12 protein-coding genes, 1 tRNA gene and 1 pseudogene are annotated in these 14,504 nt (G+C 40.0%); 2 read left to right on the top strand and 12 right to left on the bottom strand.

The window, feature by feature from the left end:
• Positions 1-248 precede the first annotated feature (248 nt).
• The 11 genes and pseudogenes from BDE36_RS06065 to BDE36_RS06020 form a co-directional block, all read right to left on the bottom strand.
• Positions 249-1,463 carry an efflux RND transporter periplasmic adaptor subunit gene (locus tag BDE36_RS06065; RefSeq protein WP_141814139.1) on the bottom strand — a complete coding sequence of 405 codons (1,215 nt, stop codon included), beginning with the start codon at positions 1,461-1,463 and terminating at the stop codon, positions 249-251.
• 92 nt (positions 1,464-1,555) lie between these two features.
• On the bottom strand, positions 1,556-2,887 hold the full coding sequence (locus BDE36_RS06060; RefSeq protein WP_141814138.1) for a heavy metal-binding domain-containing protein: 1,332 nt from the start codon (positions 2,885-2,887) through the stop codon (positions 1,556-1,558).
• A gap of 78 nt (positions 2,888-2,965) precedes the next feature.
• Positions 2,966-4,219, bottom strand: coding sequence for a TolC family protein (locus tag BDE36_RS06055; protein WP_141814137.1), 1,254 nt, complete (start codon positions 4,217-4,219; stop codon positions 2,966-2,968).
• 90 nt (positions 4,220-4,309) lie between these two features.
• On the bottom strand, positions 4,310-4,735 hold the full coding sequence (locus BDE36_RS06050) for a hypothetical protein (RefSeq protein ID WP_141814136.1): 426 nt from the start codon (positions 4,733-4,735) through the stop codon (positions 4,310-4,312).
• Between the two features lie 131 nt (positions 4,736-4,866).
• A pseudogene (locus tag BDE36_RS24115) lies at positions 4,867-7,989 on the bottom strand (efflux RND transporter permease subunit); the annotation flags it as partial.
• Between the two features lie 48 nt (positions 7,990-8,037).
• A complete protein-coding gene (locus tag BDE36_RS06035) occupies positions 8,038-8,499 on the bottom strand; it encodes a hypothetical protein (protein ID WP_141814133.1) in 462 nt (153 codons plus the stop codon).
• Positions 8,500-8,680: 181 nt separating this feature from the next.
• Positions 8,681-9,091: a heavy-metal-associated domain-containing protein gene (locus BDE36_RS06030; RefSeq protein WP_141814132.1), complete on the bottom strand. Its 411-nt coding sequence runs from the start codon at positions 9,089-9,091 to the stop codon at positions 8,681-8,683.
• Positions 9,092-9,242: 151 nt separating this feature from the next.
• Positions 9,243-9,629, bottom strand: coding sequence for an HYC_CC_PP family protein (locus BDE36_RS24325; protein WP_420837435.1), 387 nt, complete (start codon positions 9,627-9,629; stop codon positions 9,243-9,245).
• Between the two features lie 575 nt (positions 9,630-10,204).
• A complete protein-coding gene (locus tag BDE36_RS24240) occupies positions 10,205-10,333 on the bottom strand; it encodes a hypothetical protein (RefSeq protein ID WP_262715159.1) in 129 nt (42 codons plus the stop codon).
• A 77-nt stretch (positions 10,334-10,410) separates the two neighbouring features.
• Complete coding sequence (locus tag BDE36_RS06025; protein WP_141814131.1) at positions 10,411-11,712, bottom strand: site-specific integrase; 1,302 nt, start codon at positions 11,710-11,712, stop codon at positions 10,411-10,413.
• 183 nt (positions 11,713-11,895) lie between these two features.
• Positions 11,896-11,969: transfer RNA gene (locus BDE36_RS06020), tRNA-Ile, on the bottom strand.
• A gap of 328 nt (positions 11,970-12,297) precedes the next feature.
• On the opposite strand from BDE36_RS06020, the gene BDE36_RS06015 reads away from it, so the two are divergent.
• The gene (locus tag BDE36_RS06015) at positions 12,298-12,936 is read left to right on the top strand and encodes an HAD family hydrolase (protein WP_141814130.1); all 639 of its coding nucleotides are present in this window, start codon (positions 12,298-12,300) and stop codon (positions 12,934-12,936) included.
• Positions 12,937-12,987: 51 nt separating this feature from the next.
• Positions 12,988-13,293: a phosphoribosylpyrophosphate synthetase gene (locus BDE36_RS06010; RefSeq protein ID WP_141814129.1), complete on the top strand. Its 306-nt coding sequence runs from the start codon at positions 12,988-12,990 to the stop codon at positions 13,291-13,293.
• Here BDE36_RS06010 and BDE36_RS06005 read toward each other — a convergent pair.
• The gene (locus BDE36_RS06005) at positions 13,290-14,498 is read right to left on the bottom strand and encodes a proline dehydrogenase family protein (protein ID WP_141814128.1); all 1,209 of its coding nucleotides are present in this window, start codon (positions 14,496-14,498) and stop codon (positions 13,290-13,292) included. The genes BDE36_RS06010 and BDE36_RS06005 overlap by 4 nt on opposite strands.
• Positions 14,499-14,504: the final 6 nt, after the last annotated feature.

Raw genomic sequence — 14,504 nt, 5'->3', positions numbered from 1 at the left:
AACGTCTGTCATTGTTTTTTCGACTTTTATAGGAAACCGAAAGCGATATTCTCTGCCGAGAATGTCGAGATGACTTCTTAAGCAGCTTTTTTTCAAACTGAAGCCAATCTTCTTCTTCAAATTCAATTTCAAAAGTCAAACATCTAAATGCCTTTATAAAGATGTAATCGAGCTTAATATTGGACATATCCGTTTTCATTATCAAAACTTATAAATACAGTTGATCCTGATCTGATGAAAATTAAACTTTACATTTTCATTCCCTCCATAGGATTAGCACCTTGCTTGAAAATATATTCACTATTTAAGAGATAAGCTCCCTGTATAACTACAATATCCCCTGCCTGCAGTCCTGATTTTATCTCAACCATTTCACCCTCTTCCATTCCTGTTTCAACCATCTTGTTCTTAAAATGATAATTACCCGTTTGCACCCACACTGATGCAGTATTGCCCACTCTAAGCACTGCATCAGAAGGTAGGGTTAATGTGTTTACAGATTTACTTTTTATTGTCACAGATGCAGGCATCCCTGGTTTGAGCAAGAGTCCTGAGTTAGGGATTTGCACTCTTAATAGAATAATCCGGCTTTGATCGGCAATTTCAGGTGCAACAAACTGAACTGCTCCAATGGCTTGTCTGCCTGGTATATTTAGAAATTGTACGGAGGCTGCTGCGTGCCTATCTATCTGGTAGAGTTCTGAGGAATAAATTTGAGCCTCGGCCCATAATGTCGAAAGATCAGCCAATCGAACAACCGTTCCTCCTTCCGTTACATATTCGCCTTCTCGTAACTCATTTGATAATATATATCCTGCTACAGGACTATAGTAAGTAGTAACAGGCGTCGTTGTTTTTCTAACTTCCAGCTCCTTAATTTGTGATAGGGACAGTCCCCATAGTTCAAGTTTTTTCTTCGCACTTTCAACAAGCACTTCAGGATTTATAACAGAACCATGCAATAACTTTTGCTTTTCTAAGGCCAAAATGTATTCCTGTTTGGCATTATTCAGGTCTTCACTATATATGTCAAATAATCTGTCTCCTTTCCTTACATAGTCGCCAGTATTTTTAAAGTATAGACGTTCAATTCTTCCCATCACCCTTGCACTCACTGCATTTATATTTCGCTGGTCTACATTGATAGTTGCGGTAAGTACCATCTCATCACTTATCATCTTGTTTCCAATGGTATCAGTTATAATGTTCCCAAGCTGCATTTGTTGCTCGTTTAATTGTATTCCTTCAGTGTCTTTGGCTGAACTTCGCGAAACTTTAATCAGTTTCATTCCGCAGATGGGACAATTACCAGGTTTGTCCTTTATAACTTGCGGATGCATAGAGCACGTATAATAATCCACGTTATGGTCTTTATGAACTGCTTTTTTTGCATCTTTTACTTCAGCGTTTTTGCAGGCTGCAATTATTAGTATTAGCACTAGAATCATCTGTACCTTTTTCATTTTTTTTTTAAATTATGTCTGCCCTTTTTATCATCTACCCCTCTATATATACCTGCTCAACGGGCTTAAATCAGTAAAGCCAATTGCCGGTATTATTTATCCGTCTTAATAAAACTTTCACTATCCATTAAGAACTGAGCGTTAGCCGCTACGGAATCTGAAGGTCTGATCCCAGCGGTTATCTGTATCAAATTCTTGTATTCTATCCCTGTAGAAACTTTTTGCGCCCTAAAGCCATTAGCGTTTTTCAGAAAGACAATACTTTGAAGACCAAGCGAAAGCACCGACTCTTTTGGTAGCCATTGTGCATCTACACGCCCTCCTGAAATAGTTGCCCTAACCTGACCTCCTATCGTAGATTGAAGTTCATTATTATTAATGTTTACCCTTGCTATTAAGGACTTGCTTCCTTCCCTGAAGAAAGGTTCGATAAAGTAAATTAAACCATCAACTTCTTGTCCTGACCCTGTCTCTGATACAATTCTGACTTTGTTCCCGACTTTAATGTGGGACTGTTCAGCTGGATAAATATTTAGCAATGCCCATATTCTATTTGGATTATATACGTCGAATATCGTCTGACCTTTTTGTAGATACATCCCTTCCTTCAGATTAAGCTCTTTAGTTATTAGCGAGCTGTTATCACTCATGGAGACAGGCTGAGGTGTATTACCACCCATTTCTTTTCGTGATGCTTCGTGTATATGCCCGCTATACTGGCTGTAAATTGCCACCCTGTATAATGGCTTGCGACGGCTCTCCACCTCTTTTAATTGTTGGTTTGTAAACCCAAGTAACAGCAACTTTTCCCTGGAAGCATCAATTAAGGAAGTGTTTAGAGGATCGCTTTTTAACAGGAATAGTAGATTTTGTTGTGCGGTAAGTAACTCAGGACTATAGATATCCATTATCTTTTGACCTTTCTTTACAGGCTGGAAGCGATATCTGACATATAATTTTTCAATCCTTCCTGTTATTCGTGCTGATATGGCGCCAACTTGTGTGGTATTATATGCGGTGTATCCAAGCGCATTAATTTCAACAGGGACTTCACGTTTTGTTAAAGTTACAGAAGGGATAGAAGATATGGCAAAACGGTTTGTGGACTGGAGGACTGTATGCAATGATATATTGTGAATTTCATTGCTCAGTCCAGCCTTTTTAACAAAACTCATGCCACAAATGGGGCAGTTCCCCGGTTCTGACCGGATAATCTGAGGGTGCATGGCACAAGTATATTCAGCTTTCTCACTGGTTTGATGAGAATGTATTTCATGCCCCCGACTACTTGTCGTTTTCATATCGCTCATTCCCTCATGAGTTACATTGCTATTATTGGTAATTGTCGGCTTAAAGTATATCCAAACTGCCACTGAGAATAGCAGCATTGAGACAATGATTCCTATTATTTTTTTCTTTTTCATAACTGATAGTTCTAACCAAAACGGTTCCTAACTTTAGTACCTAATGTTTTCTATCTCACTGAATTCATATGCAAACGTTTAGGTTTGCAAGACTCGTTCTAACTCAACCTGCATCAGGAGTACCTCCTGCAGTTCGTTTAAATACTCCTGTTCGGTCTTATTCAAGGTTTCCCAGGAGTCAAACAATTCAAACAGTTCTTCAGAATTCTGTTCGTATGCTAATTGATATGTTTGAAAATTCCTTCGTAATGCAGGTAAGATGTTCTCCTGATACAGCTTTAATTGTTTTAATTTGTTAAGGATGTCCGTTCGCATTCCATAGGCCATCCCGATGGACTCATTCAAAATCATCTGTTTCTGCTGTTTTAATGACTCGTTTTTCCAATTCAGGCTTTCGATATTCGCTTTGTTCATTCTGGCAGACCAGCGGGTCATTGGTAAGCGTACCATAGCCATGGCTGTAAACTGCATCGGTTGCCTTGCCCAACCGTAGGCATTCTCAAATCGCACACCGAATTCAGGCAGTAACCTCGCTCTTTCGGTCTCTTGCTTTAATGTATTTAACTTCATTTCGTTTTCGAGAGCTTTCAGGTCGCTCCTACTGGATAAAAACGAAGTGGTATCAAACGATAGATACTTATAGTCTTTCAACTGATACAAGGTGTCTATATCGAAGTCAATGGTTTTATTGCGAAACATTAGGGTATTGAGAGTATACCGACTTTGCTTTATTTCATTGGCCAGCATTATCTTCGTGCTTTGTACATCAGCCAATGCTGCTTTTGCTTTATAATAGGCATTAATTTTATCAAGACCGTTTTTGTACCGTAAAGCAGCGCTTTGAATCATGTAGTTAAGAAGCTTTTCATTGTCGTCTAATACGCGCTGTTGCTTTTTGATAATTATCCATCGGTAATAACTCTTCTTTGCTTCGGCGTAAAGCTGATTTAATGTATATCCTTTTTTCTCCTTCTCAACAGAAGACATAGAAGACATATATGTAAAATCGGCATTCAACCGTTTAGGGTTTGGGATAGTTTGCTGAGCCGATATAGTATACTGTCCCATTCCGGGCTGACCATCCATTGCCTTCCAATAACGAGGGGCGTAGGGCACCATGAAAAAACCCGTTGACAATTCCGGAGCCATCCAGCTTCTTGCTCCCTTTGCAGCTTCGTCTAACGAGCGAATTTCTGCATCATACATCTTTAGGGAAGGATTATTTGCTCTTATTGAATCAAAAATTGAATTAAGAGCAATCGTTTCCTGTGCACTCGCCTGGAGAGCAGTGAAGATCGCCAATGCAAAAACTATATAAAAAAACCTTTTCATGAATTCATTTTTTAAATCATCTCCTCTATCCGAGGTTAAACCGCACATGTACTACCGGCGATATTTATACTTTTTGTCTGTTTATAAAAACTATCCGCCGTTATAGTGCCTGCTAAAATATTTTTGAGCATTTTCCAAAGATTTAAAATAGAGTACTTCATCTTTGCTGCCCGGTTCGACAACAATAAATGCCGTAGCTTTATCAACTTGTTCGTTTGTTTGGGGATCTTTAGCCATATGGGAGGCCTGATTGTCTCTTATCGTATTTATACACGCCTGGCAACATCCATAATAAATTTTTCCATCTACCTCAATGGCAATCTGGTCAGTGTTCATATATTTGTCATTTACCATACATACTTTACTGGCTTCAATTTTCCGAACGTCTGTGGCAAATGCATTTACTGGAGTCCCCTTTGACAAATCATGATTATTTTTGGCATGTCTTTCTGGACTACAGGAAAAAAAGAGTAGTACGAAAAGCATAACACCTGCTATTGTTCGAGTTACTTTCATTGTTTAAAGAATTAATGATTAGCTTCCAACACCTCTATTTTTCCCAACTTTTTCAACTCATATTCCTTCTGCATCAGAAATATCAAAGGAGTTACCAGGAGTATATGTGTAGAAGACGTCAGTACTCCGCCAATCATTGGTAGAACAATGGGTATCATAACATCACTTCCAACCCCGGTACTCCAGAGAATCGGCACCAGGCCAAATAGAGACACGCTTACTGTCATTAATTTTGGCCTCAGTCTTTTTGCTGCACCAGCAATTACATATTCCTTTAAATCTTCTGTGGTAATTGTTTCACTTGAATTTCCTTTAAGGGCTACCAGTTTTTGCATAGCATCATTGAGATAGATCACCATCACTATCCCGGTTTCTACTGCCAAACCAAATAATGCAATAAAGCCAACAGATACGGCTACGGAGAGATTAACGTCCCAGAAGTACACAAAGTAGGCTCCTCCTATCAAGGCAAAAGGAATAGAAATAAGGCTAAAGAAAGCTTCACGAGCTGAATTAAAGGCGAAGTACATGCACATGAATATAATGATCAGTACGACAGGTAAAATCATTTTCAACGTTTTCTCGCCGCGTATTAGATTTTCATACTGTCCGCTCCATTCCAAAAAGTACCCTTTAGGCATTTTAAGTATCATTTTATTCAGCCTTTCCTGTGCTTCCTGTACAGTGCTGCCTAAATCTCTTTCCCTTACATTAAAAAGCACAGTACCGCGCAGCATCGCATTCTCTGAATTAATCATCGGAGGCCCTTCTGTCAATCGGACATCTGCCACAGCTTCCAAAGGGATGGGACCGTAATCCATTGTTTGTACTTGCAGTCTTTTAATTGCTTTTATATTATTCCTGAAGTCCTGACCGAACCTTGAATTAACAGAAAAACGTTGGCGGCCTTCAATTGTAGTGGTAAGTCTCATACCTCCTAGTGCCGTTTCTACAACAGAATTCACATCGTCTATACTTAAGTTATAACGCCCGATTTCCTCCCTCTTCACAATGATATCTAAATACTTGCCTCCTGTTATGGGCTCAACATACAGGTCTTTGACACCAGGGGTACCGTCGAGCGCTTTCTTGATTTGCTGAGCAAACGAATAAATAGTGTCCAGATTTTGCCCGTATATTTTAACTCCCACATCCGTACGTATGCCCGTTGAAAGCATGTTAGTTCGATTAATGATAGGCTGTGTCCAGCCATTAGTAACACCGGGTAATTGCAGCCTAGAATTTAGCTCATTGATAATACTGTCTTTGGTAAACCCTTTTCTCCATTCATCGCTCGGTTTTAGCATAATAATTGTTTCTATCATGCTTATTGGGGAATTATCGGTAGCAGTGTTAGCACGACCTGCCTTACCCAATACGTGTGACACTTCGGGAATACTTTTAATGATTTTGTCCTGTAGTTGTAATATCCGCTTTGCCTCTGAGTTGGATACATCAGGCATAGTCACTGGCATAAATAACAAGGATCCTTCATCTAGTGGAGGCATGAATTCCCGTCCCAGACTCATTACCAAAGGAATACTTATGGCAAGTGCGGCTAAGTTAACACCAATTGTTATCCACCGCCTTTTTATACATGCTTTAATAATCGGTTCATATACCCGTTCTAAAAATCGATTGACAGGATTGGCATGATCAGGTAAAAATCTTCCCTTCATAAAGAAGGAAATAAGTACAGGCGCAAGAGTTAAAACTAATGCCGCGTCGATAGCAAGTATGAACGTTTTGGTATATGCGAGCGGGTGAAATAACTTACCCTCCTGGCCAGTTAACAGAAACACCGGCAAAAATGAAGCAATAATAATGATTGTCGAAAAGAATACCCCTCTGGATACTTGTTTACATGCCCTCTCGATAATGGACATCCTTATATTTTCGGGAATTTTTCGGTATGAAGGCTTCAGTTTTTTATTGAAACCTTCTTTGACTCTTTTTATAAAATCCATTTAATTAAATTTTTCAGGGTTATCACTGTTCTGCCACTCGGAAAGTTGCCGATAACTATTCTCAGACATTATAATTCCATTATCTACAATTACTCCGATTGCCAGTGCAATTCCGGTTAAAGACATCAGGTTCGACGACATACCAAACGCATTTAGCAGAATAAAGCTGGCTGCAATAGTCAAGGGTATTTGAAGGATAATACTCAATGCACTGCGCCAGTGGAAGAGAAATACTAAGACCACTAAAGAAACCACAATAATTTCTTCTATCAGCTTTCCCTTTACCGTTTCTATTGCAGCCTCAATCAACCCACTTCGGTCATAGGATGCTTTAAGAGTTACTCCTTCGGGTAGTCCCTTTTCCAGTTCCTTTATTTTTTCTTTTACTGAATTAATTACGTTATCGGCATTTTCGCCATACCGCATTACCACGATACCGCCAACGACTTCGCCTTCACCGTTCTGGTCAAAAATCCCCAGCCGTAGATCTCCCCCCATTTGTACAGACCCGAGATCTTTAATCCTTACAGGTATTCCATTATATTGCGCCACTGCGATATTTTCAATATCATCCTTGTTCTTTATATATCCCAGTCCTCTGATTACATAGGCCATATCGCTCATTTCGAATTTCCTTCCTCCGACATCGTTATTATTTGATTGTACTCTCTTCATTACGTCCATCAGGGATACTTTGTAGTATTGAAGCTTTATCGGGTCGATAACTATTTGATACTGTTTTTCAAATCCGCCGAAGGAAGCTACTTCAGCTACCCCAGGCACCGTCTGCAAAGCAAATTTTATATACCAATCCTGTAAGGCCCTTTGTTCGCCCAGATTCAGTCTGGGAGCATCTAAATGATACCAGAATACGTGGCCTATACCGGTCCCATCCGGTCCTAGTGAAGGTGTTATACCTTGCGGTAACAGTCGTTGAGCATAGTTTAGTCGTTCAAGCACCCTCGTCCGAGCCCAATAAATGTCAACATCATCTTCAAAAACGATGTACACAAAGCTCATCCCGAACATCGACGTGCCTCGTATATTCTTTATCTTGGGTATTCCCTGAAGATTGGAAACCAGAGGAAAAGTTATTTGGTCCTCTATTAGTTGTGGGCTTCGTCCCATCCACTCGGTAAATACAATTACCTGGTTTTCTGATAGATCTGGAATAGCATCAATGGGATTTCTTTTTACAGAATATATTCCCCACGCAAATAAGAGGACTGCCAATAGCAAGATCAGCATCCGGTTTTTTAAGGAGAATGTTATAAGGGCTTGTACCATTTTATAAATTATTAAGATGTAATAAATGCCAAGGCTTTACTGTGTTACTTACATAGCCATTTGATTTAACGTATCTTTTTTGTTAGTCAAAAAGTAGCAATGGGTAATACAATTGTGCAGCTTGTAATTGTTGTGATCAGGTCCACTGTAGTGTCCCTTCGGGTCTAGAGTCGCACAGGTTTCAGATAGTGAACCTCTTTGCTGAACTACATTTTCACCATTGAATTTAAAGTAAACGGCATTTTTAGGGGCTCGGCCTAAATTATTTCCTTTGGAGTCAACAGCATTTCCTTTTTGGTCAAGAAAAATTATTTTTCTGCCACTGTAAATTCTGGTAACACTCTCTTTATCCAGAAAGCCTAGTGATGTCCAGCCGTGATCGTGCACGCCACCTTTTCTATTAAGGAAAGCGCTTGATTTTTTATCTGAGTTTTGATCCCCTTGTGCAACTGCAGTAAGTACACTTAATACTGCAAGGATTATTAATATACCTGTTTTAGACTTTTTCATGTTTTCGATTTTATAAATTTTCTAGTGGATTAGAGGATTTGACACCTATAACGTTGTATGCTCATTCTTTTATAATTGCTCTTAAGTGGCTGAATAGCTTACTTGAAACTTATATCCCACAGCTTTCTTTAGCTGTGGGATAAGCAACTGCCTATTCTCCTTTTCTTTTCTTCTTCCTTATTTAATGATGCCCCGAATGGCCGCTCATATCTGGCATACCCGGCATATCATTAGCACTGCCTTCGTTTTTTGACTTGGAATAAGTCATACGTTCATATTTACAGCAAGCAGGAAGTGAATTATACACATCCTGATCTGCCCTGAATTTGGGAGTATCGTGCCCCGCGTTTGATATGAGTTTCTGTAGCTTATTAAGCTTAATGGCTTTCGGATCATAACTAACAGATAAAATCTGACTGTTTACATTCCAATCTGCGCTGGTCACGCCTAGTACTTTTAGTGAATTTTCAATTCTCTTCTTACATTCCAGACACTTGCCAGATACTTCAAATGAGGTTTTAGTTAATTGTGCAAACGAATTAAGTCCTATAAGGCATAATAAGATCATACCTATAAATTTAGTTATTTTCATGTTTTTAATATTATTTAATGAAATAGTGTGTATGGCAAGTCGCTGTGCCCTAATGGCACAATAGAACTACACCTTTGCAGAATAAAGAGCTTATAACAGGGCATACTGCTTCGTCCTGCTAAAATTTAAACTGGTTGAAAGAAGAGAGAGATCAAATTTGAAAAGTGCAGTTGCGTATAAAGATCGGAACAGAAGTCGATCTTAAGTCCTTACTATGAACACTTCCACATAATACAGTGGAATAGGTTTCCGCAATCTTAAAGTTAAAGGCTTCTGAAGACTGGAGATGGTAAAAATTTCCAAACAGCAAGGAATCATCAGGTTTGCTTTGCTCACTTTTTGTTTTCAGTTCCAGCCGAACGTTTTTGCAGCATTTTGCATCTCCGGTATGATTACCACATCCCTTGCAGTTATCTAAATTTTTGGAGGAAAAACTCCAAGAAATAATTTGTCCTATACAATAATGAAAAGTTATACTTGCTCCTGAGGATACCCCAAGGTACAAGATCGCTATCAATGTGATTGTAAACTTTTTCATTACCAATATATATTATTTCTCGATTGGTTTCTTTGTAAGAATCCTTCCTTGAAGGACTCTTACTATACCAAAGATAGTCTTTTTGTTAGTAAGATTAAAATGATGCGCATCACATTAAATTGAAATATAAATCACAGTAGCAACAACTGTCATGAACGAGAAAGTGTAGAACTATATGAAACATGTGATGCTATCATGTTCGTCAATCAAAGCCCGATTTAAATAACATCTTATTTGATTTTACGGAACCTTATAAGATAAACCCGGAAGAATCTATTAAGAGCTATCATTTAAATGTTTTTTTAGAAAGGTTGCTTATCTAGCCGTTCAAGGTATTACAACATTCAAACGTGATTTAAACAACTATTTGATAATACGCTCCATCGATGGTTACGGAAGCGAAGGTTAAAAGAGGCTCATTATCTAATAACGGAAGAAGAAAAACGGCGTCAGAAATATAACCAGATTTGGGATTTGAGAATCTCTCGCATTTTTTCTTACGCTTCAAGAGCTGTATGGAATGGCTCCTTCGGTGCTCACATCCTAGGTTCGTTATAGACTATCTTTTACCTATTCTATAAAGAAACAGCGTCCATACCGAATGCCACTATAAAGGCAGGTAACGGGTTTTTCATAGTTGTTCCGGCCAGAAATGCGCCCGTACCTATGATACAGGTTAGGAAAAACAAAATCAGAGTTTTCATGATTTTCAAACTTAGAGTTTTCAATTAAGTTTATAGACCTGCATGGGTTATTTTTTGAACCATGCAGGTGTCAGTTTTTATGCGGCCTGCTTTGATGCAGCTAATTTCCTTTGCTGAGCAACGATCTTCATATCTAACTTTCTTAGTAAGGTGATGACCTTAATTTGCACTTCGTCAACAATGCCCCAATCCTTTTCAATGTAGATGTCAGTAGTAGTGTGTTCGCTGTCTATATGATTTAACGCTTGGGCTACATCGTCTTTACTCATTCTACAGGAATTGCGGGCGATAGTAGCAAAAGTGTGCCTTGCCCAATAAACTGTAAGTTCATTTAAGCCTGTAATCTTCCGCAGCTGTTTCATTCCCATTCCTAGGGCTTTGTTCAGTCCATCAGAATTTACATAGCGTACAGAAAGCCTTTCTATGTATTTTTCCAGCAAAGGTCTGGCTTCATCGACTATTTTGATGCTAATAAAAGCATTATCCTTTCTCTGGCCTTCTGTTTTGGAACGATTATAATCTATTCTTCCGTTCCTGATATTTTCTTTTGTCAAATGATACAAATCCACCGCATTCATGCCGCATAGGTAGAACGAAAGCATATAGAGTTCTTTCGCCAATTCTACCCGGCTTCCGGGTTTGGTTACACAATAGCGGATGATCCTTACTTGCTCTAAAGTATTATTCCTCTTTTTTGTAAGTGGGGCGGAGCCTATTTTGTACTTTTTAAATGGGTAATGTCTGACTCGGTAAATGCCCAGGTCTTCGTTATTATACATATCGCGGGCGGCATTGAACAGGGTACGCAGATCACGCATGTGATTATAAAGTCCACTATCAGACAATCCCTTACTTTTTGTTTGTTTAGTGATGTTTTTCTGTCCGCTTGGGCGTATCATTATACGCTCACTTCTCAAAAAGCGCTCATAGGAAAGCAGCATATTTGAATTGATTTCTGTTACGGATACAGCTTCCCTTTTAAAATAATCGACCAGGCTGTTACGTACCACACGATGGTTGTGCGCAGTACCCTTTCTTCCGTCTTTTTCGCTCTGTTCGATATGTACCGCACAGAACTTGATAAAATCTACGTCGGCGTCTTTGTCCCGCAGGTAATCCCTTAAAGATTCCGCATTAAAGAAGTTGAGTTTTTCGCCGAGTTCGCCGATGATTTTGCGGTAGCCTTTCAGCTGGTCGTCGATCAGATCAATGACAAAGTTGTCTTTGATCTTTAGTTTTGCCGTTAATTGTTTCTTGACTACATAATGATTGGTGTCAATAAACTTTCTTTGGTCTTTGTGATGGACACAGATTTTTACGTTGTAGGTGCCATCTGCTTTCTTGTGGTGTTCATAAACCTTTGCGCTTACGGTTGCCATAATTTTCTTTTTAGCACGCAAAAATTTCCGTTACGTATTTGTTACGGTTTTGCGTAAAGTTTAACAAAAAATTATGTAAAACCTGCTTTAAAGGGGTTTCCTCAAAGCATAGTTGCTGACGGTAATCAGCACCAGAAAAACAAAAAAACCGCCTCCGAATTTCTTCGTTAGGCGGTTTTATAGTGGGCCCAGCTGGGCTCGAACCAGCGACCAAGAGATTATGAGTCTCCTACTCTAACCAACTGAGCTATAGGCCCTTACGCATTTTTTTTGCTACCTGCGTGAGGCAAATTTAGGCAATTTTTTTAGTTTCGCAACACCATTCTTGTCCTTTGAAAAACTCCAAATGATTTTCAAAGATATTGCATCTAAATCCCTTGCTTTCAATACTTTAGCCCGTAGATTATGAGTCTTCTACTCTAACCGACTGAGCTATAGGCGCAGCTGCTAAAACTTTCATTTTTTGCGTGTGCAAATGTAGTTATTCCTTTCAATTTCGCAAAACTGTAAATAAAAAAGAGGCAAAAATGTGCGTTATCGTTAAGCATGGACGGTTTTTTCGTCGCAGCCTCTTAACTTTGCGGTATGCAGCATATTAAAAACATCATCTTCGATTACGGTAACGTGATCTTCCTGATCGATTTTCTTAAGACTCAACACACCTTTACTGACCTTGGAATTAAAAACGTGGAGCGCTTTTTTGCTCACTCCGGACATGATCCGCTGTTCGATGAGTTTGAAAAGGGAAACATTACTTCGGCTGAGTTTCGCGACGGCATCAGAAGGATCACCCAAAAGCCGGAGCTTACCGACGAGCAGATTGACAACGCATGGACCAGCCTCCTGATTGGTGTGCCGCCGGTCCACCACGAACTGTTACTGAAAGCAAAAGCGCAATACCGCACATTCCTGCTCAGCAACATTAATGAGATTCATCTCGACTACATTTCCGATTACTTAAAACGCGAATACCAGGTGGAATCGAACGATGTCTTCTTCGAGAAGGTTTACTATTCGCACCTCGTGAGGATGCGTAAGCCTAACCGCGAAATATTTGAGCTGGTGTTAAATGAAAATAATCTCAACCCTGCTGAAACGCTGTTTATCGACGACAGTCCCCAACACCTTAAAACCGGTCAGGAGCTTGGTCTTCATACGCATCTGAGGACAAAGGACGATTCACTGGAAAAATTCCTTTACAGATCGGGACTGCTAAAACCATAAAGGCCTGGTTTACTTGTTAAACAAAAATCTTGAAACCATTGTTATTGCGGTATGGAAAATTATCAAACAATGGTTGAAGCCCTCGACGGCTTAAAACAGCGGGGCTTTACCCTAGATTTCAATCTTGCTAATGGAGTTTTACACAACAGCAGCGAAAACATAGTCCTTCAGCCCGAAGACTTCAGCATTTGCGAGGTTCACCGCTTTGAAGGGATGTCTGATCCTGGTGACAATTCCATCGTTTATGGAATCAGGTCGGATAAGTACAATGTAAAAGGAGTTTTTGTAAACGCCTATGGAGTTTACTCTGACGACATTTCCGAAGAACTTTTAAAGAAACTGAATACGCCGGATTAATTCGTCCGTCGCCTTTCCTTTTCTGCTGCTATCAGTTTAAGCTCTCTACCGGTCTGCCCTGCTATCGCCGTATTTTCTTCTGCGCGGCGAAACAGGTAGGGCAATACCGACTTCACCGGTCCGTACGGCACATACTTGGTGACGTTATATCCCGCGCTTCCGAGATTAAAACTCAAATTATCACTCATCCCTAGTAACTGCGAGAAACAGATATGAGGATGATTATGGGGCAACCTGTATTCATTTATCAGCTCTGCAAGCAAACGACAGCTTTGCTCATTATGCGTACCTGCAACAAATGCAGTATGTTCAATATGCTTCATACAACGTTTGATAGCTTCGTTGTAGTCAGTGTCTGTAGCTTCTTTACTTGCATGGATCGGCGAGGGATATCCCATACGCTGTGCCCTCTCGCGTTCTTTCTCCATATAAGCTCCGCGGACTAGCTTCGCGCCGAGTATAAAGCCATCGGTTTCAGCCAGATAAATATCGGCCTGAAGGGAGGCGAGCTTGTCGTTACGGTAAAGCTGGTAGGTGTTATACACGATGGCCCGCTCCCTGTTATACGTGCGCATCATTTCGGTGGCGATATCATCTATGGCATTCTGTATCCACGACTCTTCGGCATCAATCATTACCGGCACATCTAACTCATATGCCAGACGGCAGATCTGGTTAATGCGGGCTTTAACCTTAAAATATTCTGCCTGCTCTGCCGTGCTCAGAGAAGCTTTAGCGCTAACCTTTTTTAGAAGTTCAAACCGGGCAACACCGGTAGGCTTGAAAACAGTAAGCGGAATCCGCGGGTCTGTTTTTGCCTTCCTGATGATCGCCATGATCTCTTCCGTAGTATGAATAAAGCTCTTCTCCTGTTGTTCGCCTTCTACCGAATAATCGAGTATAGTGCCTACTTTCCCGCTGTCGAGCTGCGCGATGGTAGCATTACATTCTTCGATTGTTTCGCCCCCGCAGAACTGCGCAAAGATGGTTTTCTTTATCAGGGGAATTACAGGCAGGCCGAACTTAATTGCGCTATTGGTGAGGTACGGCCCCACTTTCGTTAGAAAGTTACTGGAAATGATCTTAAACAGCCAATAAGCCCGGTTCAGATCTTCCTTGGTTTTACCTTTGAACGCTATTTCGGTATCGTTAAAATCCGGAAGATCTATATTTGTTGAAATTGTTTCTCCTAAGTTCTGATTCATTAAGCA

Source organism: Arcticibacter tournemirensis (genome assembly GCF_006716645.1).
In the GTDB taxonomy this organism is placed as follows: domain Bacteria; phylum Bacteroidota; class Bacteroidia; order Sphingobacteriales; family Sphingobacteriaceae; genus Arcticibacter; species Arcticibacter tournemirensis.
This window is presented reverse-complemented; position numbering and strand designations above follow the sequence as displayed.